General features: G+C 51.8%; 23 protein-coding genes. 11 read left to right on the forward strand and 12 right to left on the reverse strand.

Annotated features, from left to right (window positions below):
• The first annotated feature begins 47 nt into the window (after positions 1 to 47).
• The 6 genes from dapA (at position 48) to ypfH (ending at position 6,807) form a co-directional block, all read left to right on the forward strand.
• On the forward strand, positions 48 to 929 hold the full coding sequence (gene dapA / locus IMQ33_RS19015) for a 4-hydroxy-tetrahydrodipicolinate synthase (RefSeq protein WP_021807111.1): 882 nt from the start codon (positions 48 to 50) through the stop codon (positions 927 to 929).
• A 16-nt stretch (positions 930 to 945) separates the two neighbouring features.
• Complete coding sequence (bamC, locus tag IMQ33_RS19020; protein ID WP_065686529.1) at positions 946 to 1,998, forward strand: outer membrane protein assembly factor BamC; 1,053 nt, start codon at positions 946 to 948, stop codon at positions 1,996 to 1,998.
• Between the two features lie 166 nt (positions 1,999 to 2,164).
• Positions 2,165 to 2,878 (forward strand): phosphoribosylaminoimidazolesuccinocarboxamide synthase, encoded by a 714-nt coding sequence (purC, locus tag IMQ33_RS19025; protein ID WP_021178747.1) that lies wholly within the window; start codon positions 2,165 to 2,167, stop codon positions 2,876 to 2,878.
• A 198-nt stretch (positions 2,879 to 3,076) separates the two neighbouring features.
• Positions 3,077 to 3,943 carry a neutral zinc metallopeptidase gene (locus tag IMQ33_RS19030; protein WP_024527070.1) on the forward strand — a complete coding sequence of 289 codons (867 nt, stop codon included), beginning with the start codon at positions 3,077 to 3,079 and terminating at the stop codon, positions 3,941 to 3,943.
• A gap of 56 nt (positions 3,944 to 3,999) precedes the next feature.
• Positions 4,000 to 6,009: a tRNA(Met) cytidine acetyltransferase TmcA gene (locus tag IMQ33_RS19035; RefSeq protein ID WP_196062102.1), complete on the forward strand. Its 2,010-nt coding sequence runs from the start codon at positions 4,000 to 4,002 to the stop codon at positions 6,007 to 6,009.
• 108 nt (positions 6,010 to 6,117) lie between these two features.
• On the forward strand, positions 6,118 to 6,807 hold the full coding sequence (ypfH, locus tag IMQ33_RS19040) for an esterase (protein WP_065686527.1): 690 nt from the start codon (positions 6,118 to 6,120) through the stop codon (positions 6,805 to 6,807).
• A 28-nt stretch (positions 6,808 to 6,835) separates the two neighbouring features.
• Here the strand turns inward: ypfH and IMQ33_RS19045 are convergent, their stop codons facing one another.
• Genes IMQ33_RS19045 through IMQ33_RS19060 form a run of 4 tightly spaced genes read right to left on the reverse strand, consistent with a single transcriptional unit; the run spans position 6,836 to position 9,205 of the window.
• On the reverse strand, positions 6,836 to 7,021 hold the full coding sequence (locus IMQ33_RS19045; RefSeq protein ID WP_021178743.1) for a YpfN family protein: 186 nt from the start codon (positions 7,019 to 7,021) through the stop codon (positions 6,836 to 6,838).
• Positions 7,022 to 7,023: 2 nt separating this feature from the next.
• Positions 7,024 to 7,698: a M15 family metallopeptidase gene (locus IMQ33_RS19050; protein ID WP_098930195.1), complete on the reverse strand. Its 675-nt coding sequence runs from the start codon at positions 7,696 to 7,698 to the stop codon at positions 7,024 to 7,026.
• Positions 7,695 to 8,822, reverse strand: a complete 1,128-nt coding sequence (dapE, locus tag IMQ33_RS19055) for a succinyl-diaminopimelate desuccinylase (RefSeq protein WP_065686525.1) — start codon at positions 8,820 to 8,822, stop codon at positions 7,695 to 7,697. The genes IMQ33_RS19050 and dapE overlap by 4 nt, the downstream gene beginning before the upstream one ends.
• Complete coding sequence (locus tag IMQ33_RS19060) at positions 8,819 to 9,205, reverse strand: ArsC family reductase (protein WP_024484524.1); 387 nt, start codon at positions 9,203 to 9,205, stop codon at positions 8,819 to 8,821. Before IMQ33_RS19060 ends, dapE begins: the two co-directional genes overlap by 4 nt.
• 462 nt (positions 9,206 to 9,667) lie before the next feature.
• On the opposite strand from IMQ33_RS19060, the gene IMQ33_RS19065 reads away from it, so the two are divergent.
• The gene (locus tag IMQ33_RS19065; protein WP_074031448.1) at positions 9,668 to 10,081 is read left to right on the forward strand and encodes a hypothetical protein; all 414 of its coding nucleotides are present in this window, start codon (positions 9,668 to 9,670) and stop codon (positions 10,079 to 10,081) included.
• A gap of 9 nt (positions 10,082 to 10,090) precedes the next feature.
• Here the strand turns inward: IMQ33_RS19065 and IMQ33_RS19070 are convergent, their stop codons facing one another.
• The 4 genes from IMQ33_RS19070 to IMQ33_RS19085 form a co-directional block, all read right to left on the reverse strand.
• On the reverse strand, positions 10,091 to 10,933 hold the full coding sequence (locus IMQ33_RS19070) for a DUF4225 domain-containing protein (protein ID WP_065686524.1): 843 nt from the start codon (positions 10,931 to 10,933) through the stop codon (positions 10,091 to 10,093).
• A gap of 2 nt (positions 10,934 to 10,935) precedes the next feature.
• The gene (locus IMQ33_RS19075) at positions 10,936 to 11,415 is read right to left on the reverse strand and encodes an Hcp family type VI secretion system effector (RefSeq protein ID WP_024484521.1); all 480 of its coding nucleotides are present in this window, start codon (positions 11,413 to 11,415) and stop codon (positions 10,936 to 10,938) included.
• Between the two features lie 1,132 nt (positions 11,416 to 12,547).
• Positions 12,548 to 12,979, reverse strand: coding sequence for a GNAT family N-acetyltransferase (locus IMQ33_RS19080; RefSeq protein ID WP_196061697.1), 432 nt, complete (start codon positions 12,977 to 12,979; stop codon positions 12,548 to 12,550).
• A gap of 10 nt (positions 12,980 to 12,989) precedes the next feature.
• On the reverse strand, positions 12,990 to 13,469 hold the full coding sequence (locus IMQ33_RS19085) for a tetratricopeptide repeat protein (protein ID WP_196061698.1): 480 nt from the start codon (positions 13,467 to 13,469) through the stop codon (positions 12,990 to 12,992).
• A gap of 220 nt (positions 13,470 to 13,689) precedes the next feature.
• Between IMQ33_RS19085 and IMQ33_RS19090 the strand changes: the two genes are divergently transcribed.
• Positions 13,690 to 14,955 (forward strand): MASE1 domain-containing protein, encoded by a 1,266-nt coding sequence (locus tag IMQ33_RS19090; RefSeq protein WP_065686521.1) that lies wholly within the window; start codon positions 13,690 to 13,692, stop codon positions 14,953 to 14,955.
• 38 nt (positions 14,956 to 14,993) lie between these two features.
• Positions 14,994 to 16,313, forward strand: a complete 1,320-nt coding sequence (locus IMQ33_RS19095) for an HdeD family acid-resistance protein (protein WP_065686520.1) — start codon at positions 14,994 to 14,996, stop codon at positions 16,311 to 16,313.
• Positions 16,314 to 16,425: 112 nt separating this feature from the next.
• Here the strand turns inward: IMQ33_RS19095 and IMQ33_RS19100 are convergent, their stop codons facing one another.
• Positions 16,426 to 16,638, reverse strand: a complete 213-nt coding sequence (locus IMQ33_RS19100) for a DUF4762 family protein (RefSeq protein ID WP_196061699.1) — start codon at positions 16,636 to 16,638, stop codon at positions 16,426 to 16,428.
• Between the two features lie 358 nt (positions 16,639 to 16,996).
• On the opposite strand from IMQ33_RS19100, the gene ypfM reads away from it, so the two are divergent.
• Positions 16,997 to 17,056, forward strand: coding sequence for a protein YpfM (ypfM, locus tag IMQ33_RS26435; RefSeq protein ID WP_138106377.1), 60 nt, complete (start codon positions 16,997 to 16,999; stop codon positions 17,054 to 17,056).
• Positions 17,057 to 17,186: 130 nt separating this feature from the next.
• Here the strand turns inward: ypfM and acrD are convergent, their stop codons facing one another.
• Positions 17,187 to 20,315: a multidrug efflux RND transporter permease AcrD gene (gene acrD, locus IMQ33_RS19110; protein ID WP_186528674.1), complete on the reverse strand. Its 3,129-nt coding sequence runs from the start codon at positions 20,313 to 20,315 to the stop codon at positions 17,187 to 17,189.
• A gap of 287 nt (positions 20,316 to 20,602) precedes the next feature.
• On the opposite strand from acrD, the gene IMQ33_RS19115 reads away from it, so the two are divergent.
• The gene (locus tag IMQ33_RS19115) at positions 20,603 to 20,881 is read left to right on the forward strand and encodes a helix-turn-helix domain-containing protein (protein ID WP_024484514.1); all 279 of its coding nucleotides are present in this window, start codon (positions 20,603 to 20,605) and stop codon (positions 20,879 to 20,881) included.
• 26 nt (positions 20,882 to 20,907) lie between these two features.
• On the opposite strand, the gene narP is transcribed toward IMQ33_RS19115, so the two are convergent.
• Together narP and narQ are read right to left on the reverse strand one after the other, a co-directional pair.
• On the reverse strand, positions 20,908 to 21,540 hold the full coding sequence (gene narP, locus IMQ33_RS19120; RefSeq protein WP_024484513.1) for a nitrate/nitrite response regulator protein NarP: 633 nt from the start codon (positions 21,538 to 21,540) through the stop codon (positions 20,908 to 20,910).
• Positions 21,541 to 21,665: 125 nt separating this feature from the next.
• Positions 21,666 to 23,348 (reverse strand): nitrate/nitrite two-component system sensor histidine kinase NarQ, encoded by a 1,683-nt coding sequence (gene narQ / locus IMQ33_RS19125; protein WP_065686517.1) that lies wholly within the window; start codon positions 23,346 to 23,348, stop codon positions 21,666 to 21,668.
• Positions 23,349 to 23,583 lie beyond the last annotated feature (235 nt).

A 23,583-nucleotide genomic window follows, 5' to 3' on the forward strand; every position in this document is an offset into this window, starting at 1 on the left:
AGGTGACAAAAGTACCATGGGTAACTTGTTTGTGAAGGGGACGGCCAATGTTTACGGGAAGTATTGTTGCACTGGTTACGCCGATGGACACCAAAGGTGCTGTCGATCGTGCGAGCCTAAAAAAACTGATTGATTATCATGTAGCCAGTGGGACTGCGGCGATCGTTTCCGTAGGAACTACCGGCGAGTCCGCCACGCTGCCCCATGACGAACATGTGGACGTGGTCTTGCAGACGCTGGAACTGGCCGCAGGCCGTATTCCGGTGATTGCCGGCACCGGTGCCAACGCTACCAGCGAGGCTATCTCACTGACGCAGCGTTTCAGCAATACCGGTGTCGTGGGCTGCCTGTCGGTCACGCCTTACTACAACAGACCGACCCAGGAAGGCCTGTACCAGCATTTCAAAGCCATTGCCGAAAGCACCGATCTGCCGCAGATCCTCTATAACGTGCCTTCACGCACCGGTTGTGACATGCTGCCGCCAACGATCGCTCGTTTGGCCAAAATTAAGAATATTGTTGCCGTTAAAGAGGCAACAGGGAACTTAAGTCGTGTTAGTCAGATCCAAGTGCTGGTTGATGATGAAGACTTCATTTTGCTGAGCGGCGACGACGCCAGCGGTCTGGACTTCATGCAACTGGGTGGCAAAGGGGTGATTTCCGTGACGGCCAACGTGGCAGCGCGTGAAATGGTCGAACTTTGCCGCCTGGCGGCGCAAGGCAATTTTGCCGAAGCCCGCCGTTTGAATCAGCGCTTGATGCCTTTGCATCAGGATTTGTTCGTAGAAGCAAACCCAATTCCGGTGAAATGGGCCTGTAAGGCATTGGGATTGATGGCAACCGATACGATGCGTCTGCCTATGACGCCGTTGACCGACGCTGCCCGTCCTGTCGTGGAGCGTGCGTTGAAAAGCGCCGGTTTGCTGTAACTCTTAGGGAGATTTGATGGCTTATTCATTGCAAAAGTCGACGCTAGCAACGGTCGTGGGATTAGCGCTGGTGATGACGCTGGCGGCTTGTTCTACCGATCAGCGCTACAAACGCCAGGTTAGCGGCGATGAGGCCTATCTTGACGCCGCACCGCTCAAACCGCTGAGTGCGCCGTCCGGCCTGATCCTGCCGGTACAAACCGGTAATTATGAAGTTCCGGCAAACGCGCAGAAAGGCGCTGTTGGCAAGCAACTGGATATCCGGCCACCGGTACAACCGCTGGCGCTGTTGAGCGGTTCCCGTGGTCAATATGCGGGTGACAGCGGCACGCTGCTGCTGGAAAGCAGCCCGCAGAACGATAACCTGTGGTCGCGCGTAGCCAGCCTGTTGCAGAGCAAAAACATTCCGATCGCCTCACGTACGGATGCCAGCCAAACGCTGACCACCGACTGGGTGAAGTGGAACCGTCTGGATGAAGACAACCAGTACGAAGGCCGCTACCAGATCACGGTACAGAAACAGGGTTACCAGCAAGCGTTGGTGGTGAAAACCCTTGAACTGCGTCAGCAGGGGCAAACCGACAAGGTTACCGATCCTTCTGAAGTTCAGCGCTACAACGGTATGATGATGAACACCATCGTTGAAGGCCTGGACAAGCAGGACAACCTGTCGAGCAGCCAGTCAGCCAACCGTATTGGCGTATTGGACGTGCAGAGCGGCGCGGATGACACCGGTTTGCCGACGCTGATCGTACGTGCGCCGTACACGGTAGTGTGGGATCGTTTGCCACCGGCACTGGAAAAACTGGGGATGAAAGTGGGTGACCGCAGCCGTCCGCAGGGTAGCGTCGCCGTAACCTACAAGTCCCTGAGCAGCAGTGATTGGGATGCGTTGGGCGCGAAAGATCCTGAACTGAAAGAGGGTGATTACAAACTGCAGGTCGGTGATTTGAATAACCGTACCAGTTTGCAATTTATCGATTCCAAAGGTAAGCCGTTGACCCAGTCGCAGAACGATGCGCTGGTAGCGGTGCTCCAGACGGCTTTCAGTAAAACCAGCGTTAAATAAATACATCTAGGGGCTACGGCCCCTTTTTGTTTTGCTGATACGGTATCGTTTGCGTCACAGATTTGGCACAATAGTTATCAGCAAACCAAAGAACTTATCAGGTCAATTTTGTGCCCAGTAGGCTGTCTGGCAGCCGGAAGGTACCATCTCATTGGAGTAAGTTAAGATGCAAAAGCTAGCTGAACTGTATCGCGGCAAGGCAAAAACCGTCTACACCACCGAAAACCCGGATCTGCTGGTGTTGGAATTCCGTAACGATACGTCAGCACTGGATGGTCAGCGCATTGAGCAGTTCGATCGCAAAGGGATGGTGAACAACAAGTTCAACCATTTCATTATGAGCAAGCTGGAAGAGGCTGGTATCCCAACGCAGATGGAACGCCTGCTGTCTGATAACGAAGTGCTGGTGAAAAAGCTGGAGATGGTACCGGTTGAGTGTGTGATCCGTAACCGCGCTGCGGGCTCTTTGGTCAAGCGCTTGGGTATCGAAGAAGGCTTGCCATTGAACCCACCGCTGTTTGATCTGTTCCTGAAGAACGACGCGATGCACGACCCAATGGTGAACGAATCCTATTGCGAAACCTTCGGTTGGGTGAGCAAAGAGCATCTGGCGCGTATGCGCGAGCTTAGCTACATGGCTAACGACGTGCTGAGCAAGCTGTTTGACGATGCTGGCCTGATCCTGGTAGATTTCAAGCTGGAGTTCGGCCTGTTCAACGGCGAAGTGGTGCTGGGCGATGAATTCTCCCCGGACGGTAGCCGCCTGTGGGACAAGAATACCCTGGCCAAGATGGACAAGGACCGCTTCCGCCAGAGCCTGGGTGGCCTGATTGAAGCCTACGAAGAAGTCGCCCGCCGTATCGGCGTGAAGCTGGACTAATCGTTAAATAATGCCCCTCACTCTAGCCCTTTCCCGGTAGGAGAGTGCAGAGTAAGGGGCAAAGCATCGAACCGAGCCTCTCATCCCTCATTCACCACTTTCCAGAAAATTACTGCATTCCATCCGCCACGAACGCCTTATAATAGTAACCAGGGCAAGTTTCCTACGATTATTAAAAATCATCTCTGGAGTTTATTTATGCGTTGGCAAGGGCGTCGAGAAAGTGACAATGTCGAGGATCGCCGTGGGCAATCTTCCGGTCTGGGCGGCGGTGGTGGTCCCCGGATACCTATCGGCGGCAAAGGTGGCCTGATCATTCTGGTAGTGGTGCTGGTTGCCGGTTACTACGGGGTAGACCTGACTCCGCTGCTGAATGGCGGAGATGTCTCCCCACAGTCTCAACAGCAAAGCGCCAGCATCAGTCCGCAAGACGATCAACTGGCCAAGTTTACCTCGGTGGTGCTGGCCTCTACCGAAGATAACTGGCAGGGGATCTTCAAGCAGATGGGGAAAAACTATCAGGATCCCAAGCTGGTGATGTACCGGGGCGCGACGCGAACCGGCTGCGGCACCGGTCAATCGGTAATGGGGCCATTCTATTGCCCGGCGGACGATACGGTCTATATCGATCTCTCGTTTTACCAGGATATGAAAACCAAGCTGGGTGCGGGCGGTGATTTTGCTCAGGCCTATGTGGTTGCGCATGAAGTGGGCCACCACGTGCAGAATCTACTGGGGATTGAGCGCAAGGTTCGCCAGATGCAGCAAGGCGCTAGCCAGGCAGAGGTTAATCGCCTGTCGGTGAAAATGGAGCTTCAGGCCGACTGTTTCGCTGGCGTTTGGGGCCATTACGCCGAGAAACAGCAGATGCTGGAAGCGGGCGATCTGCAAGCTGCGCTGAATGCCGCACAGGCGATTGGTGACGACCGTTTGCAGCAGCAAAGCCAGGGGCGAGTGGTGCCGGACAGCTTTACGCATGGCACCTCGCAGCAGCGTTATACCTGGTTCAAGCAAGGGTTCGATAGCGGCGACCCTAACACCTGCAACACCTTCGCCTCCCGTTGATATTACTCAGTGCCGGTGCCTAGAGCCCGGCACTCTGCTTTCAGGCCTCAATATTCATGTTACAAAAAATGCAACAACGCATGCAGCAGCAGGGTATTCGGCGGCTATTGGTGATCAGCGGCGAATCGCAATGGTGCCGGGATCAGGCGCAGCAACTGGCGGTACAGCTGCCGGGTGACTGGCCTTGGGTCGGTAATGACGCGCCCGCAGGAATCGATGCGTTGGCGAGTCACGCGGTCAGAACCTTGCTGGGGCAAGAGCGGTTGCATGCGGTGTTTGATGCGTCAGTAGGGCTGGACGTTGAAGCGCTGGCCCAGCTATGCGGGACATTACAAGCCGGTAGCTGGTTACTGTTGCTGGTGCCACCTTGGCAAAGCTGGCCGCAGCAGCCAGATAGTGACAGCCTGCGCTGGAGCGATTGCCCACAGCCGATCGCTACGCCCCATTTTATCCACCATCTGCAACAACAATTGCTGGCCGATAGCGAAGTGTCTATCTGGCGGCAAGGTGAACCCTTGTGCCTGGCTCCCTTGCCATCACGGCCAGTGTGGCTGGCTCCTCAGGGTAATCCGAGTGAGGAACAGCAGGCCATTTTGGCCCGCTTGTTGGCGGCCGAGTCTGGGATCTGGGTATTAACCGCTGCGCGTGGCCGGGGGAAATCGACGGTAGCAGGTATGTTGATGGCCAGCAGCACCTTAACCTGTTGGATCACCGGCCCGAGCCGAGCTGCAACCGACGTTGCCAGCGAGTGGGCCGCAGGACGGGCCCAGTTTTGGGCAACGGATGCTTTGCTACAGCATTGTGCTGAACATGGTGCAGAGGGTGTTGGCTGGCTGCTGGTGGATGAGGCCGCAGCGATCCCAGGACCTTTACTGCAACAGTTAATGGACTATTTCCCACGCGTATTGCTGACAACTACGGTGCAGGGATATGAAGGAACGGGGCGCGGTTTTTTACTGAAGTTCTGCGCCACCTTGCCACAGTGGCAGCCGCTAAGCTTGCAGCAACCGATGCGTTGGGCAGCGGGCGATGCCCTGGAGCGGATTATCGATCATGCCTTGCTGTTCAACGAGGAACCAGTATGGGCAGTGGCCGGGCAGTCACCCACTTTTGGTGCTATTGAGCAGGCAGAACTGTGTGCCGATCCTCAACGGTTACGGCGTTTCTATGCGTTGCTCTGTAGCGCACACTATCGAACTTCTCCGCTGGATTTACGCCGCCTGATGGATGCGCCCGGGATGCACTTCAGTGCGGCATCGCTGGAGGATGAGGTGGTCGGGGCACTGTGGCTGGTGGATGAGGGCGGCTTATCGGTTGAACTGGCCCATGAGGTGTGGGCGGGGCGCAGAAGGCCACGTGGCAATCTGGTCGCTCAATCTTTGGCGGCACATAGCGGCCAATGGTGGGCACCCACTCTGCGTTCCCGTCGCATTACCCGTATCGCCGTGTTGCCGGAGTTACGCCAGCAAGGGATCGCCAGCCGGTTAGTGGAACAGCAAAAACGTGTCTCGCAGGGGCTGGATTTTCTTTCCGTCAGCTTCGGCTATACCGAGCCGCTGTGGCGGTTCTGGCAATCTTGTGGTTTCACCCTGGTGAGGATTGGCAACAAACCGGACGCCAGCAGCGGCTGTTATAGCGCCATGGCGTTGCTGGCCATCAGCGAGCAAGGGAAGGCGCTTTGCCATGCGGCGCATAAGCATCTGGCACGGGATTGGCGCTGGTTGCGGCAACGTAGCGATCTGTTGCTAGAGCTCGACGATGATACCGATCCGCTATTAAATGAAGAAGATTGGCGCGAGCTGGCCGGTTTTGCCTTTGCCCATCGGCCCTTGGAGGCCAGCCTGGGGGCGCTACAACGTCTGCTGTTGACCAGCTCACTGCCCTGTGCGGCATTGCGCGCGCATTTGCAGCAACAACAAACCATGGCCCAGTGCGCTGTCCAATATGGCCTGAGTGGCCAAAAAGCCTTGCTGCGGCTTTGGCGACAAGAGGCTGGGCAGGCGTTGCAACAACTTAATGCGCAACATTGCCGTTACTGGCAGGAGTGGGCGCAGTCGTTGCAATAAATGGAAAGAGTTGTTCAATAAAACCCGATTTTCCTGATTTCTCCACGGCGTATAGTAAGGGGCAGTTGCCGGGTCAGTCCCGGATGTATCTAACCTGAGGAGTCCACTATGAAACACTCGCATTTTGTTGTCCAAAGCCCCGCAACACCGGCAGAGCAACTGATATTGCTGTTTCATGGCGTGGGGGATAACCCGGTGGCGATGGGGGAGATCGGCAGTTACTTCGCCAAAGATTTCCCACAGGCCTTGGTGGTGAGCATTGGTGGCCCATTCGCTTTTGGTAACGGTGAGGGTCGTCAATGGTTCTCGGTTCAGGGGATCACCGAAGACAACCGCGCGCAGCGTATTGCCGAAGTGATGCCAACCTTTGTTGAAACCGTGCGTTACTGGCAGCAACACAGCGGCGTGAGCTACGCGGGCACCGCGCTGGTTGGTTTTTCGCAGGGTTCGATTATGGCTCTGGAAGGGTTGAAAGCCGAAGCCAAACTGGCCGGGCGGGTAGTGGCCTTCAGCGGCCGTTTTGCCCAGTTACCGCAAGCCGATTTTGGTGACAGCGTGGTACACCTGATCCATGGTGAGACGGACGGCGTTATTGCTGCGGAATATGCGCAAGCGGCTGAGGCTCAGTTACAGGCCGTTGGCGCAGACGTGACGTTGGATATTGAGCCTGGCGTCGGGCATGCAATCAGCTCGGGCATGATGAATGCTGCTCTGGAGCGTTTGCATTACTACGTGCCACAGCGCTATTGGGAAGAGGCGATGTTTGGTAAACGGGGCGATCTGATCGCCTTTAAATAAACAGCAGGGCGCTATGTGCGCCCTGAGGTTATGGCTTTTTCGGCCAGTCGTCTTCGTCGTCCCACTTGGCGTTGTTATCGCGGTGGGGCGGCAATTCAGGCTTGTTAGCCAGAAATTTTCGATGATCCAGGCGGCGTAATTCCTTGATCCCGCTAATGATAATGCCTGCCAATATCACCAGGATTATCCACCAGTAGTCAGCTAACCAATGCATGTTTACACCTTTCCTTCAGGGCGAACAAAACGCGAGAATATCGCGGGCAGATGGCTTGCGAGCCAAGATGCGCCAGCAACATCCTTATCTCGCCAGGCCGCCAGCAGCAGCTCGGGCGTCAGTAAATGCTCGGCCTCCTGCGCCAACGGGCGATAACTTAAATGCCAGGGTTCCATCGCCACTCCACCTTGATCGGCGGTAAACGGGCGATAGAAACCAAACTCGGCCATATGTGCAGTCAACCAGAGATTTAGCGGATGGAAATAACCACCAGCTTCATATTCCCACGGCTCCAACTGTAACTTTTGCCCAACTGGCAACAGCGACGGATCGTAAACATCCAGATCGCTGCCCCAGTGATGACGGCTGGCACCCGGCAGGGCCGACCACCGCAAAATGGCTTCGCAACGCTCGGCGGTGGACAATGGCTGGATATCCATCGGCTGGCTATTGTGATCTAATACTGGCCGCTCTCCGCAGAACTTACCATTCCAGATCGCCAGTTGCCGGTCGAAATCGCGAAAGGTGCTGGCCGGTTGCAGATCGAAGCCTGCCGCTTTAGCCGCCTGTTGCATGGCCTGAAAGGCCACCACCGCAGCGGGTTGCAGCCGATGATTACCGCTCAGCACGGCGAGATGCTCCGTCGAGCGCCCGGTGAGCATTTCTGCGCTGATCATGCGACCAGTTGCTCCATGATACGCTGATACATGCGGCTCAGTAACTGCAGATCGGCCGCATGTACGCATTCATTCACTTTATGGATGGTGGCGTTGACCGGCCCCAGCTCAACCACCTGTGCTCCCATCTGGGCGATAAAGCGGCCATCAGAGGTACCGCCGGTAGTCAGCAATTGCGGAGTGAGCTCGGCATAGTGTTCCACCGCATTCACCACGGCATCGACCAAGGCACCGCGTGAAGTTAGGAAAGGTTGGCCAGACAACCACCAATCAATGCTGTAATTCAAGTTATGGCGATCCAGCAGTTCCTGCACCCGCTGCTTGATCAGGGTGTCGGTCAGTTCGGTGCTGAAGCGGAAGTTGAACTGCACGAACATTTCACCGGGGATCACGTTGTTGCTGCCAGTGCCAGCCTGCACGTTGGCAATTTGCATGCTGGTTGGCGGGAAGAATTCGTTACCCTGATCCCACTCAATGGTGACCAATTCGTTTAACGCTGGCATAGCCCGGTGAACCGGGTTATCCGCCAGATGCGGATAGGCGACGTGTCCTTGAACGCCATGGATACGCAGATTGGCGGTGATCGAGCCACGGCGGCCATTTTTCACCACGTCTCCGACCCGCTCAGTGCTTGAAGGTTCGCCGACCAGGCAATAATCAAGGCGTTCATTGCGAGCCATCAAGGCTTCGACCACCTTCACGGTGCCATGAGTGGCGCTGGCCTCTTCGTCTGAGGTGATCAGAAACGCCAGGCGGCCCTGATGGTTGGGGTTGGCGGCAACGAAGCGTTCTGCGGCCACCACCATGGCGGCCAGGGAACCTTTCATATCGGCGGCTCCGCGACCATAAAGCATGCCGTCGCGGATGACGGGTTCAAACGGCGGGTTATCCCAATTTTTCTCGTCGCCGGTTGGCACCACATCGGTGTGGCCAGCAAATGCCAGCGTGCTGCCCTGGCCGCGCCAGGCCCAAAAGTTTTGCGTATCGCCAAAGTTCATCGGTTCGACGGTAAAGCCAATCGCTTTCAGGCGGGCGATCATCAGCTCCTGACAGCCTTCGTCATGCGGACTGAGGGAAGGGCGCTTGATAAGCTGTTGCGCCAGTTCGATAACAGGGCAGATCATGAGTTAACCTCGGTAATAAATTGCTGATAGCTTTCGCTGCTGAAACCTAGCAGGGCATGTCCTTTACCATCGTCCAGCAAGGGGCGTTTGATCATGGCCGGTTGCTCGAGCATCAGGGCGATGGCGGCATCGGCATTGTCGCAGGCATTGCGCTGGGCTTCATCCAGTTTACGCCAGGTGGTTCCACGGGTATTCAACAATGGTTCCCAGCCCAGGCGCGCGACAAAATCACGCAACAGCTGCTCGTCCAAGCCGTCTGCGCGGTAGTCGTGGAATTGGTAAGCCACTCCCTGTTCTTCCAGCCAGCGGCGGGCTTTTTTGATGGTGTCACAATTTTTGATGCCGAACATGGTCAGCGAGGTGTGCTGCGGTTTGTCTGTCATGGCGTAAAAGCTACCTTTTAATCGTCAAAATCTGTACTGAGTGGCACAAGAGTAGATCACTAACTTATACCGCACGGTGATAGCACAGATAATGCGGGAAAACGGGGTATAGATCCAGACAACGATGTGCTCATCATTGACAGAGAGAGGTTTGTATTTAAAGGCCAATACATACAGAATACGTCTGGTTTAGGCAAGTTTTTACTCGTTTGTTAGAGTGAAAGGTAAAGCTCCACTCAGTACTTATTACTGAATTGTTCGACCTGTATCGCAGTTAGCGAAAGTTACAGTATGGTACAGGTTTTTATACTGATACTATGTGGTTATTGTACATAAATGACTATTATGATGAATGCTTATTTCTAAAAAAACATAATTGAAACTTTAGGTTTTGCTTGTTATATAGCAATCAATTAAGTTAGAATAATAGAATGCCAGTCACAATAAGATAGTAATAATACTATGAAAATCAATGAATTAATTTTGAAGAATGGATTCACTTACCAAGAGCTACTAAAATTAAAAAATCAGTATAGGGATAAAAAGAATGAAACCTATGGGAAAGGAGTAAAAACAACTGATGATGAATCATTAAAAAACTACATTCTGCTAGTTTCAGAGCTATGCGGTGGAAATATGATATTTCTTTCCTCTGTTTTTTTTGTGATGATGTTTGGAGCTTACTTCTTTAGTGATGATATAAATCAGGCTATCTTCTATTTAGTATTGTTCGTTATTTTTATTTTGTTTTATATCTGGATTAATAGCAGAGGAATGAAGCTAAGTCTCTTGCTAACAGCAAAATTGATTAGACTTCGATTCCGTATGTTCTTATATCGAGTGTCACCGCCAAAAGTAGAATACGTTGATAAATGAATTTTGTTATTATTCATCATTCAGCTCGTATGTACCATCAAAAAATAGAATCTTTGCTTTAACAACGGATGTACCTACCATGACAATTCTCATTGGAGTACCTTTACCATCCCACTTGGGTCTATAATCAGGTTTGAGATTTCTGAACATCATGCCGGTACCAGGCTTTTCAAACAACGCACTTGTTGCGAGTCTATCACCATGGTTCTTCAAAACTAAGCCGCGATACCCTGCATATGCAGTGATAGTGAAATCAACTGCACTATAAGCTAAGTCACCATATTTTTGGTTCAAACCGACTAATCCGGCTCCATTTCTATAGATATCTCTGAGAAAACCAGAGTCTTTATGCTCATGTTCATATATGATAGGGGATATTGACTCATATGCGTTGTTAAGACCATGAGCAAATAATATAACACCATAGCCTTTCAGTTTTCTTGAATGAAGCTTGCGACCAAGATTGGCCATCAATGCACCACCCACAGCTTGACCAGTACCGGTGGCGACTCCCCAACCTATTTTCGCATATTTGATAACTCCCTGATCTTCGTATATGTCAGTAATGAGGTATTTTGTATAATTACCTTGTCTTAAAATCTGATATTCTTGACTGGCCAACTCACTTTCAGCACGCATTTCATAAATTAATCTCATGCGTTCATTGATATCAAATGTATTCTTAAATCTACGATTGATGTTATTTATAAACTCCTCAACTTCCCTGAGGTATTCTCTTCTTGTCTGATAGTCGGGCATAAAGTAAGCAGAGGCTAAAGTAGCAATACGTCTTAGGTCCACAGCATGTCTATCTAAGTCATACTTTAAATGAGCTATTGCAGTCGTACCCATAATTAATACACCCTATCATCCCAGATACTATAAGCACTTGTTCCTGCCATAACATGTTCCCAAGTGATAGATTCATATTTGATGGAAATACTTTCATCAGATTGAACCTCATTATGCGTTAATGAGTTAGGGCTAAACATTCTGATTTCAGTTAACGTCGCTCCCGTTAGTTTTATCTTAAAGAAAATTTCCAGCCCACCAGATGCATTCATTCTGTAAAAGACAAACTCACAGGTTAAACGTTCATTCTGGTTCATTGCCAAGGCTAGGAGTGGAGTGGCTTTATCTATGGGTTTTCTGATTTGCAACGGGTGGAGTTGCACGTTACTCTCACGGGTCATAAGATTGAGCAATTCGAGGATGAAGATCTGATCTTCATGTCCTTTTTGATACTTATTGCCTATTGAATCCGGAGTTGAGCACCCCGCAGAGATCAGCCCTTGCTTGTCACCCTGGATGGTTCCGTAAATTATATTAGCCATGTAAATCCCTTACATTAAGTATAGAAAAATTTATAATACATAGGATCTGATTTTAAATCCAGTATCTAAAGCATGCTATGTATTCGCCGTGCAATTAAATTAGTTCGAATACATTCATGGGGTGTATTGATTGGGTGGGGGAGTTATCGTTTATAACAGTATTGCCTCAGGCTTCAGTGGTATGGGGGAAGTTATTTAGTGTAGGATCTCAGAGCGATAAATCTGTCTTTGAGGCCTCGCCAGTACAGCTACACCATAAAGATTTAGCACTAAACTTTACATAAATAAGCTTATAATGTAATTTATTTTAATTCATTAATTAACCAAAGCTGTATTAGAAATGAAATCTATTAGTAGAAAAACTAAAACGACGAGTAGATTGCTGCTGGAGTCAGGTTTTACCCGGCATGAAATCAAGCAGGCAAAAGCCAATGCTAAAATCTTCAACCTTGATTTTATCTATTCGGTAAGGGATGTAGGGAAAAGGACATTCAGGACGAGCGTTACTTTAACTGTGATATTAACAATCTTCACGATTAGTACCACGCTTAAAAATGGTGCCCCAGCATTAGGGATTATTATTTTCATGTTTCTTATGTTAATCATTCCATCATATTATATAACACCAATGAGGTTCTATATTAAATCGATGTGGTTTTTCATTAAGGAGAAAATGCTAAACGTCAATGTGAGCTAGGCATTGAAACTGATATAAGCTGTAAGAAAGTAAGTTGATAGTTTTTCTCTGACATTCTATCTGGTATTGCTCTAACGAGTCGCTGTAGTTTCGGCCATCATCCAGATAGTATGGCTTTATCGTTACCGTGCGCAAGATATAGGTTCCGCTAGTGCCGGTACTTTTTGCTATTCTCTTGGCGTCCATCAAAACAAGGCTACGATCGGAATCCCATCGACGTATTGCCATTGCGAACCTTTCACTTCAGGTGGGATGGAGGAGGCACTGCATTAGTAATGCTTAATATTACCAATGGTAGCAGAATGAAAAACTTCATCGTGTGATCCTTATGCTCAGTCATTTTCATGCTATCGATTTGAGGGTGGTGTTTAATATCGTTACTCATGCTATCCATACGCCAGGCTTATTAGGAGTCACTATTTAGGTGTTTGATGTTCAACGCACATACCCGCTATTTTGTAACCGCTCCAGCGCGCTTCCATCGGCATACACCATACCGGTAGTCAGATCGTGGAAGCCATATCGCTTATAAAATGCCAATTTGTCCGGCACCGAATAAATAAACACTTTACCTAACGGGGCCAGATCTTGCATGACGCGATCCATCAACTGCTGACCATAACCTTGCCCTTGAAAGTGCGGATGGATGGCGACATCGGCCAGATAAGCTACCGAGGTCATGTCACTGATGGCGTGAGCGGTGGCCATCAGCTCTCCCTCAATAAAGCCCCAATAGCAGAATTGGCTATTTTGGTACACCTTCTGTAAGACCTGCGTATCACGCTCACCCAGCCCGGCAGCGGCCAGCAACTCGCCTAACTGTTGCCAGTCGATATGACATTTACGCGGATCGGTGATGATCTCCATAATTTTCCCCTCAGCCAATACGATCCAAATCCGCAGCATATTGCTGGATAGCACGCTGGTAGCTGCTGATTTCCGTATGCGCAGAGGTCTCAGCCAACAGGATCAGCAGATCCGCCACCGCCTGTTTGGTTTCCCCCAGATTGTAGAGCGTCATGGCGCGGAACAGTGTGATCTCTTTGGCCTGCGGGAACTCGTTTAGCCCGTCGTCGAAAGCGGCTAGCGATTTCTGATATTCCCCCAATGCGCGATAGGTGCTACCCAGACCCAACCAGGCTTCCTGGCGTAACTGTGCAGGCAGGCCGTGCTGCAAGGCGGCGAGATAGCAGGGGATCGCCTGCTGCTCAAAGCCCTGCACATCGTAAAGGCATGCCAGTTGGTAATGCAGTTGGCCATCCAACGGTGCCTGTTGCAGCATCTGTTGGGCCAGCTCAGTGGCTTCCGGGTAGCGGCCTTGCTGTTTCAACTGCTCGATGGTGATACTCGAAGACATGATTTTCCCTTTCAACGGTGTTTTGCTAAATCCTGCATCAACGTTACTCCTCTGCTATTCATCCGCAAAGAAATATATACCTGGATAGATCTCCGATGAGTTTGAAATAGTACGTTCACATCATGCTGATGTAGAATGTCCTATAGTTAATCAGGCTTTTCTTGACGGCAACACGTGATATTTTTCACAAAATGCCTGCGTGCATATCAGTGAGTAAAAAATGACACCCCACGTACCATCGTATGTTCGACAACTTTTCACCCTGCTGCTGTGGGGGATAATCTATTACCTCGCCGGATTGATCTCATTAAAATTTGACGACCCTAACTCGCCGATCGCAATCGTGTGGTTTCCCTCTGGTGTTGCGGTTGCCGCCTTTCTTTTGTCCCGCTGGCGTAGTTATTTAACCCTGTTCGTCATTTTGACGTTGGCGAGCTTGTTGTTGACGGAGGGCTGGCAGCACAAACCATTGATATCACTGATCGATGCCCTGCTATCCATGCCAGCCAACGTAGCGGTCGCCTGGGCCGTTCGACGCTTTGCACGGCTTAATGACGATCTCCATACTATTTTAATCTGTATCACTGCAACCTTGGTCTTCAGCGGGCTGGATGCGTTAATTATTGGTGGGGGTTATGCCCTAATCCACCAGCAGCCTTTGTTCAGCTTGTTCTGGCAGAACTTTATCGCTGATGTTACCGGCATTATCTTTGCCACAACCGTTATTATGGGGTTTGTCAATCGGCGCTTGGAACCTGCCAGTTGCAATCTGCAAACGGGCCTTCTGGGTGGGGCACTTTGGCTGCTGCTGTGTGTTTCGATCTGGTTTATCTTTGGTTACCCCCTTCTCTGGCTGCAACACAATGCTGCTGCGCTCTACTTTGCCTTGGCATGCCTCCCCATTATTCTGGCGATTATGCTTTCTGTGGCCTGGGGAAATCGCGGGGGCTCTCTCGCGCTTATCACTCTTGGGTTGGGAGTGATTTACTATACCAATCATCAGCATGGACCCTTTTTTCTAAAGGGCTTACATCTCAATGAGTCTCTGTTATTAGCCTTGAGCTACCTTTCCGCGACGGCGTTGTTGATCGTGTTTATCAGGGTGTTGAAGCACTCGACCAACAGTTTTAACCCAGATACCGGCCGGATAACCGGCAAGGGGGTGATTTATAGCCTCAATCCGCGGACCGGGATTTTGCACTGGGAAGATGAGCTCGGTAGTTTGTTTGAGCAGCAGGTTCCCAGCAAGCTAGACACCATGGATGACGTCATGCAATGGGTTCATCCGCATGATCAAGGCAAGCTGCGTGACCATTGGCTCCTCAATGATAGCCCGCAGCCCCGTCCCCCGTTGGTATTCCGTATCCAGATGCCAAAGGGCGAGTGGTTGACGTTGGTGGATAACAGCTGCGTCCTGCTGGATGAGGAAGAACAGAGCATTATTGTCGGCAACTGGCAAGCAAGCCATTATCACCAGGACAGTTAAATGAACCTATTATTTGCATATTGCGGAGAGTTGCAGCAGTGATCCAGATTGCCCTGTTATTATTCGGCGTTGATTTTGTGCGCTCCAAAGCCAAATTTTTGGGCGTAATCGGGATTATCTGGGGGCTTATGGGGATCGGTATCTTTATCGATGGCCTTGATGGCGTGCTCTATTTTCCCTTACAGGTTTTTGGTGCCCTGATGCTTCTGGAGAGCCTGGTCACGTTGAGTATTGCCTCCAGCGGGGTTGGGGCGCAGAAAGCGGTGCTTTATTTCAAGGGCGGGATCTTTTGTGTTGTCGCACTGCTGATCCTGGCGAACAAACCCTACAGTAATTTGCTACTGGCAATCATATTCGGTTTCTCCTATTTCGTTATTGGCTTGTTTATGATCGCTTCTGCCTGGATCGTGCGGTTTCCGCGCTGGAAGAATGCGCTGGTCAGCGGCATTGCTCAGATACTGTTCGCCATGCTCATATTTAGCCCCTATCCGGTGCATTACAAGGCCACCATATCGTTTTTCCTGGGCACATTGATGGTTGTCAGTGGCATCAATATCCTGCAATTAGCCAGGCGGGCCAACCTTTTAAGGGACGGCACCTCGGTGTTTGAATTGTTGGTACCTACTGAGATATTTTACGTCTTTGGAAAGAAATCGGCGGCTCGGCCAGCCGAGGTGGTTGCCCCCAGCATTGATTTTAAACAGCCTTTAACCGTCCATATCTGGACCCCGGAAGGAACGGCGAGTGCGACCCCAATCCCCCGGCCAGTCATTAATCGCTATATCGCGGCAGTGGATGCTCAAGGGGTTATCTCCACCGGACATGCTGCATTGGAACTGGTACCGAGCATCTATATCAGCCTGTATCCAGCGGCAGATATCGATCGTTCTCCTTCAGAGTTTCTCAATGTGTTGAAGGCGACGCGAGAAAATGACGTGCCCGGCACTTTCCAGCCGGACTATGTTACCGAGGCGGCCAACTGGTGCGATTCGAATCGGCAGATCCAGTTTCACCGTTATAACAGCTCGGCGCTGCTACGTTTTTGGAGCGGCTATCAGCTGACTAAAATCTACAATCTGACGTCGCGTAACTGCTCCAGTAGTGTTGCCTATGCCTTGGAAGCCTCATTGGATGGTGTGCTTGCCAAACAGAGTAAAAGCTGGCTGGGCACATTACGTATTTTGACCATGCCGGAACTGTGGATTGCCGCGCAGGTACGCAGAAGGGCACTCTCAATGGCCTGGACACCAGGGCTGGTGATGGATTACGCCCGAGCGCTGCGACATATTGTTCACCCCGTGCCTCAGCCATGGTATCAGCGTATTCTCAAGCGCAGGCAACCGGAAAAAGAGGGATAGCGACACGTCATGATTACTTTAAATCAATAATCACTCACGCATTTTTGGGTAAGGCTGAACGTTGAACATCCGGTGTCTATAAAAAGACGCCGGATAAATTAACGGATGTTAATTATCGCCCACAGAATGAAGCGGCGACTCTGTTAAAGTGGATTTGCGGGTTACCGAATTTGTCATCACCAGGTATATTGCATTCATCCCTCTTCATGCAGACATAGTTGCCGCTGCCATCGTCATTTCTTATCCATAAGTAGCGTGTGTTACCACACACCAAATGATTACCGCCAATAACGTTGACCGCCTTTTTATGAGTTATTTTTTTCATGGGTTCCATCCTTATTTCATATTAATGAAATGTTAGGATAGCTATCTAAGGTGCAATTTCAAGCCATACATAAAGGAGTGTATCAATAACAGGATGATGCAGGTGACTATATTGGAATGATCTTGTTTGTAGCACATTAAAATTGTCGTGTTGATTGTGTAGGATAAATTCAACTTAACGTAGGTATCCGCTACCCCGTAAACCTTCCAGAACGTTAAAGAAAGGGTAGGTTTTTGATTAATCTGGAAATATGCTCCACTCCTGGATTTTCTTGACTGGCATCGTTCCCAAAAGGCTTCACTTGGTCAAAAAACCGGCGTAGAATCCCTGCGTCCAATAAACGGAGGTAGTCAGTATTATGGTTGATCGTGAGTTAACAAATTGGAAAGACTTTATTGATGAGATGTTAGGTAACTAACTAACACCATGTAGGGTTTAAAGCTTGAATAAGGCTAATTGGTTTGTTTTTATTTAAAGCACCTTGGGTAACAATATTAAGTCTTTAGCAAAGCAGCCTCGGTTTCCCGAAGCTGCTTTTTTTACGTCTGCTATTGGCTATCGTGATGGTGAGGCAGCGCTTTACCAGGGAAGCGGCGGCGTACCAATACGAAGAACAGCGGGACAAAGAAAATCGCCAGAACGGTGGCGGAAATCATACCGCCCATCACCCCGGTGCCTACCGCATGCTGGCTGCCAGAACCTGCACCGGAACTGATGGCCATTGGCAGAACGCCGAAGATAAACGCCAGTGAGGTCATCAGGATAGGGCGCAAGCGTAGGCGAGAAGCTTCCAGCGTTGCCGCCATCAAATCCTGGCCTTTATTGTTCAGCTCGCTGGCAAATTCCACGATCAGGATAGCGTTCTTGGCCGACAGCCCGATAATCGTCAACAGTCCCACCTGGAAGTACACATCGTTTTCCAGCCCTCGTAGCCAAGTGGCCGTAACGGCGCCGATCACCCCCAGCGGCACTACCAACATGACCGAGAACGGGATCGACCAGCTTTCATACAGGGCAGCCAGGCACAGGAATACCACCAACAGCGAGATGGCATACAGCGCCGGTGCCTGTGAACCGGACAGGCGTTCCTGGTAGGACATTGCGGTCCATTCGAGGCCGAAACCGGTCGGTAGCTGGCTGACGAGTTTTTCCATTTCATCCATCGCGGTACCGGTGCTGACGCCCGAGGCGGCCTCGCCCACGATTTCTACCGTGGAGTTACCGTTGTAGCGTTCCAGACGCGGTGAACCATATTCCCAATGGGAAGTCGCAAAGGCGGAGAAGGGCACCATCCCACCGCTGTTGTTACGCACGTACCACTTGTTGATGTCCTCTGGCAGCATGCGGAAGGGCGCTCCGGCCTGAACGTACACTTTCTTCACTCGCCCGCGGTCTAAAAAGTCGTTGACGTAGGTAGAGCCCCAGGCGGTTGACAAGGTGCTGTTGATATCGTCGATCGACACGCCCAGTGCCTGTGCCTTGCGCTGATCGATGTCGATCTGCAACTGCGGGCTGTCATCGAGGCCATTATGGCGCACGCGCGATAGCTGCGGGTTTTTCCCAGCCAACTGCAGCAATTGATCGCGAGCCTCCATCAGTTTGCTATGCCCCAGCCCGGCGTGGTCTTCCAACTGCATATCGAAGCCCGAAGAGTTCCCCAGCCCGGTGATCGCTGGCGGGCTGCTGGCGATCACGCGCGCTTCGTTGATATTGCTAAAGGCCTTGGTGGCACGCTCGATGATATCGAACGAACTATTGGCTCCCGAACTGCGTAGATCCCAGTCCTTCAGGCGCAAGAACAGGCGTGCGACGTTCTGGCCGTTGCCGCCTGGCCCGGCACCGATGGTGGAGAACACCGACAGCACGTCGGCTTTCTCTTCGGTCAGGAAGTAGTGCTCGACCTTTTCCACCACCTTGGTGGTTTGCTGAAGTGTGGAGCCTGCAGGCAACTGCACCTGCACGGTGAACACGCCACGATCTTCCTGCGGCAGGAACGAGGTCGGCAGTTTGATAAACAGCACTGCCATACCGGCCAGCAGTAACAGGTAGATCACCATGTAGCGGACACTGTGATGCAGCACGCGCGCTACCCCACGTTCATAGCGTTCGGTGTTGCGGTTGAACATGCGGTTAAACCAGCCGAAGAAACCGCGCTTGCCGTGATGATGGCCTTTGGCGATCGGCTGGAGAATAGTGGCGCACAGGGCCGGGGTGAGGATCATGGCGACCAGCACCGAAAGTACCATTGCGGAAACGATAGTGATCGAGAACTGGCGATAAATGGCGCCGGTGGTGCCGCCGAAGAAGGCCATGGGAATAAATACCGCCGAAAGCACCATGGCTATCCCCACCAGCGCGCCCTGGATCTGCCCCATGGATTTACGGGTGGCGTCCCTGGGTGAGAGACCTTCCTCGCTCATCACGCGTTCCACGTTTTCCACCACCACGATGGCGTCATCAACCAGTAGGCCGATCGCCAGCACCATGGCAAACATCGTCAGGGTGTTAATGCTGTAGCCAAAGGCCGAAAGGATGGCAAAGGTGCCCAACAGCACCACCGGAACGGCGATAGTGGGAATTAACGTGGCGCGGAAGTTCTGCAAGAACAGGTACATGACTAAAAACACCAGCAAAATGGCTTCCAGCAGGGTTTTTACCACGTCATGGATCGACGCCTGCACGAACGGCGTCGTCTCATAGGCGATCTTGGCTTCCAGCCCGTGCGGGAAATATTGTGAAAGCTCGGCAATCTTGGCTTTCACCAACTGGTCGGTTTGCAATTCGTTGGCACCGGAAGCCAGCTTGATGTTCATCCCGGCGGCCTGCAGGCCGTTGTAACGGCTGAGGTAGTTATAGTTTTCCCCGCCCAATTCCACCGTGGCAACGTCACCGAGGGTGACCAGGGAACCGTCCCGATTGACGCGCAGCGTTATCTCGCGGAACTGCTCCGGCGTTTGCAACTGGGATTGAGCATTGATGGTGGCGTTTAGCGCCTGCTGATCCACAGAAGGGGAGCCGCCCAACTGGCCCACTGCCACCTGGGTGTTCTGTGAACTGATGGCGTTGACTACATCCTGAGTGGTGAGCTGGTAGCTGGTGAGCTTGTTCGGATCCAGCCAGATACGCATGGCGTATTGTGAACCGTAAACATCCATGCTGCCCACGCCGTTAATACGGCTGAGCGGGTCTTGCAGGTTGGAGACGATGTAGTCCGCGATGTCCTGCTTATCCATGCTGCCATCGTTGGAGACAAAGGCCACCATCATCAGCGTGGTATCGCCCGATTTTGACACCGTTACGCCTTGTTGCTGTACTGCCTGTGGCAACCGCTTGATGGCGGCCTGCAGCTTGTTTTGTACTTGTTGCATTGCCTCGTTGGGATCGGTGCCTGCATCAAAGGTCAGCGTAACCGAGGCCTGGCCGGTATTGGTGCTCTGGGACGACATATACATCATGTTGTCGAGGCCGGTCATGTTCTGTTCGATAATCTGGGTAACGGTATTTTCCAGCGTTTGTGCTGATGCCCCCGGATAGGAGGCGCTGATACGCACGTTTGGCGGAGCGAGGTTCGGATATTGTTCGACAGGCAGAGAAAAAATCGCCAACGTCCCCGTCAGGCAAAGAATAATTGCCAGAACCCAGGCAAAAATCGGGCGATCAATAAAAAAGTTGGCCATGCGGCATGAACCTCGTTGTGACTTATTCTATTTTTGACTGCATCAGTTATGCTTACGCCTGGCGCTGACTGGTGGCCGGGCTATCGCAGGATTTGATTGTACCCAAAGGTGCCACTGCACTTTACTCGTCAAGCGCAGATAAAGCGTGGAGAAAAAAAGGAGATAATGTAAATAACAGTAGTAGAAATCTACAGTTACACATTGCACCACCACGAAATGCGTCATTATGGCGATTTTATGGCGTTACGGTGAAATAATCAGGACGTTTTCCTCAGCAGGAGTTAAGCATGGAAATTAACCCGGTATTTGCTCGTCGTCTTTATCTGTGTTGGCTGATCAGCAGCAATGAGCGCCCTAACGTTCCGCGCCTGATGGAACTGACCGGTTGGCCGCGCCGTACGTTGCAGGATGTACTCAAAGCTTTGCCAGGCCTGGGCCTGGAGTTGCAGTTTGTGCAGCAGGGGAAGCGTAATAACGATGGCTATTACCAGTTGGCAAACTGGGGCCCGCTAAGCCAAAGCTGGATTAATCAGCATCATGAGATGCTGCTGGCGGCCATTGGTTGAATGTTCCCCGGCGTGCCGGGGAAGCATTACTGGCTTTTCGCTTCCAGATACATCACGGTTGCTGCCACGCGCGAACGCACGTTGAGCTTGCGCAGCATATTGCGGATGTGCACTTTCACCGTCTCTTCAGAAATATGCAACTGCGCCGCGACTTGCTTGTTTGACATACCGCGCGCCACTTCCTGCAAGACATCCAGTTCACGCTCGGTCAGAGCGGCAAAGGGATCGTGTTGCTCGCTGCGAGACGAGAGATAGTCCGCGACCGCATCGCTAATCACGTTCTGGCCCTCGGCGGCCTGGCGAATATGCTCCAGCAACTGTTCAGGCTCGCTGTCTTTCAGCAGGTAGCCGTCGGCGCCAGCATCGATCAGCGCATAGACGTCGCTGCGGGAGTCGGAAACGGTCAGCACGATAATGCGTGCATCTACCCCTTCATCGCGCAGTGCTTTCAGCGTATCCAGCCCGGAAAGACCCTTCATGTTCAGATCGAGCAGGATCACGTCTGGCGTGAACTGAGCCGCCAGGGCGATCGCCTCAGCACCGCCGCTGGCTTCTGCCACCACGGTGAAAGTAGGATCTAGCCCCAGCAACTGTTTGATACCACGGCGCATCAACGGGTGATCGTCCACGATCATTACTCGGTAATTTTTCATCACAATAAAACTTGCTCCCTGTAGCGAGTAAAGCCACTGCGTACTGCCGGCAGTAAAGCTGACTCTTAAAATATAGTAGTAATTAGCATTGTCGCTCGGCTCGAATGGCCGCCGTGCAATGCTGTTAGCCCTTAGGGCGGGAAGCTAAGACAGACCTCCGTGCCCCCGGCATTGCCACGCCTGATATGTAACGTACCGTTCAGGCGCGATGCGCGTTCGCTCATAATGGTTAGCCCGTAATGGCCTTCCGGTTCATCCAGGCTGTCGATGCCGCAGCCGTCGTCACAAATGGTGATCTCGTTGTCGCCGCTGGCGGAGACTTCGCAATGGATCACAATTTCCTGTGCATCGGCGTGTTTGATGGCATTAAGCACGGCTTCACGCACGATCTGTAGCGCATGAACCTGTTGTTGGGCATTCAACGCCTGTGAGGCTAACCGACAGTGTAACTGAATCCGTGCGCTGGTCAGCAGTTTTAATGGTTCCAATACCTGCTGCAACGCGGCGTTCAGATCGGCATCCTGAATGCTCAACCGGAAGGTGGCCAGCAGTTCGCGCAATTGGCGATAGGCATCCGCCAGCGCCCGATCAAAATCATCAATGATCTCATCTGCCTGCGATGAATGACCGGTCAGAGTACGTTTGAGCAACGTAAGCTGGATGCGCAGGAAAGTGAGGGCCTGGGCTAACGAATCGTGTAGTTCACGGGCAATGGTGGCGCGTTCCTCCATCAGCAGGAACTGCATATGCTGCTTTTGTGCGCGGTTAAAGTAAACCCCGCGGCTGAGCATATTGGTCACGCTTTGCATCAGGTGCGGGTGGGGCGGCTGTTGCTCATGTTGCCAGCTCAGGCTACCCAAGGGTTTGTTGTCTTGCATAATCACCTGCGAATGCCAGGCCAGCTCCGCCACGGGTTCGCCACTGCTGACCTGCCATTGGCTGAGGCTGTCTTCCACATTGAGCCGGATACAATGTAATTGTTCGCTCAGCTTGATGATATGCAGGACCTTCTCAAACGCCCGCTGATCCAACTGCCCAACGCTCAGCGCCTGAGAGCAGCTGTAGAGCACCTCCAGCGTGCGGTTGGCCTGCTGTAGCCGCTCGGTTTTTTCCTGCACCTTCTGTTCCAGTGACTGGTAGAGCTTCGCCAATTCGCCAGACATGGTGGTGAAGGTCTGCGACAGGACGCCCAGTTCATTTGGCAATGAAACGTCGAGCGGCGGATGATTAAAATCACGTTGTTGCATACGCAGGCTGGCGTCCACCAGGCGTTTGAGCGGAGTGACCACTTGGCGGCGCATAAAGCGGATGCAGAACAGCACCAGGGCAATGATGGCGATATAGCCCATCACGCTGATCGTCGCTACGATGGTCAGCTTTTGTTCAGAGTAGCGCTGCAAAGCCAAGACAAAATGATCGATCTGATTGACATAGCTGGCCACGTTAGCCTGATAGTTTTCCGGGTTTCCGGCCAGGATCTGTTTTTCCAGTACCAGCCAGGCTTGGCGCAGCGTCAGGTATTTTTGCCGCACATCATCAGGCACATAAAATCGATCGAGTTTAAGCAGGGCCGGAGCCATCAGCGACTGCTGATACTGTACCAGGTGCTGCTGCACTTCAGCGGAACCGTTAGTGAGCTCATACGCCAACCGGTAGCTCTGCATGCGCAACGATCCCGCGATATTGATCGCTTCGGCATCTTGCAGGCTGCCGGCCACGGTGGTCAGTGCCAGTCCGGTGGACAGCACGGAAAGGATCACGATAGCTATCAGCGCCTTCGCCAGGCTGCCTGTCACTGAGCGTTTTACGAGCAATTAAGCGTCCTTATGGTTATTGGCCGGAGTGTTATGCGCCGTCAAATTATAACTTTTGCTGGCAAAAAGCATGGCGATTTTGAACAAACGGCCGATTTACCGCCAAAACCAATCTTCGCTATATAATCAAGTAAATAGCGATTGGGCGGCCTACCGTTGGCAAAATGCCCTATATCGGCTATCAGTGATTGATCTGGCGCAAGTAATACCTACTTTTACCTATTTAGGGTGATTA

This window comes from Serratia sp. Res13-Sevr-LER1-36-b (assembly GCF_015673035.1).
Classification (GTDB): Bacteria; Pseudomonadota; Gammaproteobacteria; order Enterobacterales; family Enterobacteriaceae; genus Chania; species Chania fonticola_C.

Coding starts and splice junctions, on each gene's coding strand:
- dapA (WP_021807111.1), top strand. CDS start 48: ATGTTTACGGGAAGTATTGTTGCACTGGTTACGCCGATGGACACCAAA.
- bamC (WP_065686529.1), top strand. CDS start 946: ATGGCTTATTCATTGCAAAAGTCGACGCTAGCAACGGTCGTGGGATTA.
- purC (WP_021178747.1), top strand. CDS start 2,165: ATGCAAAAGCTAGCTGAACTGTATCGCGGCAAGGCAAAAACCGTCTAC.
- IMQ33_RS19030 (WP_024527070.1), top strand. CDS start 3,077: ATGCGTTGGCAAGGGCGTCGAGAAAGTGACAATGTCGAGGATCGCCGT.
- IMQ33_RS19035 (WP_196062102.1), top strand. CDS start 4,000: ATGTTACAAAAAATGCAACAACGCATGCAGCAGCAGGGTATTCGGCGG.
- ypfH (WP_065686527.1), top strand. CDS start 6,118: ATGAAACACTCGCATTTTGTTGTCCAAAGCCCCGCAACACCGGCAGAG.
- IMQ33_RS19045 (WP_021178743.1), bottom strand. CDS start 7,021: ATGCATTGGTTAGCTGACTACTGGTGGATAATCCTGGTGATATTGGCA.
- IMQ33_RS19050 (WP_098930195.1), bottom strand. CDS start 7,698: ATGATCAGCGCAGAAATGCTCACCGGGCGCTCGACGGAGCATCTCGCC.
- dapE (WP_065686525.1), bottom strand. CDS start 8,822: ATGATCTGCCCTGTTATCGAACTGGCGCAACAGCTTATCAAGCGCCCT.
- IMQ33_RS19060 (WP_024484524.1), bottom strand. CDS start 9,205: ATGACAGACAAACCGCAGCACACCTCGCTGACCATGTTCGGCATCAAA.
- IMQ33_RS19065 (WP_074031448.1), top strand. CDS start 9,668: ATGAAAATCAATGAATTAATTTTGAAGAATGGATTCACTTACCAAGAG.
- IMQ33_RS19070 (WP_065686524.1), bottom strand. CDS start 10,933: ATGGGTACGACTGCAATAGCTCATTTAAAGTATGACTTAGATAGACAT.
- IMQ33_RS19075 (WP_024484521.1), bottom strand. CDS start 11,415: ATGGCTAATATAATTTACGGAACCATCCAGGGTGACAAGCAAGGGCTG.
- IMQ33_RS19080 (WP_196061697.1), bottom strand. CDS start 12,979: ATGGAGATCATCACCGATCCGCGTAAATGTCATATCGACTGGCAACAG.
- IMQ33_RS19085 (WP_196061698.1), bottom strand. CDS start 13,469: ATGTCTTCGAGTATCACCATCGAGCAGTTGAAACAGCAAGGCCGCTAC.
- IMQ33_RS19090 (WP_065686521.1), top strand. CDS start 13,690: ATGACACCCCACGTACCATCGTATGTTCGACAACTTTTCACCCTGCTG.
- IMQ33_RS19100 (WP_196061699.1), bottom strand. CDS start 16,638: ATGAAAAAAATAACTCATAAAAAGGCGGTCAACGTTATTGGCGGTAAT.
- acrD (WP_186528674.1), bottom strand. CDS start 20,315: ATGGCCAACTTTTTTATTGATCGCCCGATTTTTGCCTGGGTTCTGGCA.
- IMQ33_RS19115 (WP_024484514.1), top strand. CDS start 20,603: ATGGAAATTAACCCGGTATTTGCTCGTCGTCTTTATCTGTGTTGGCTG.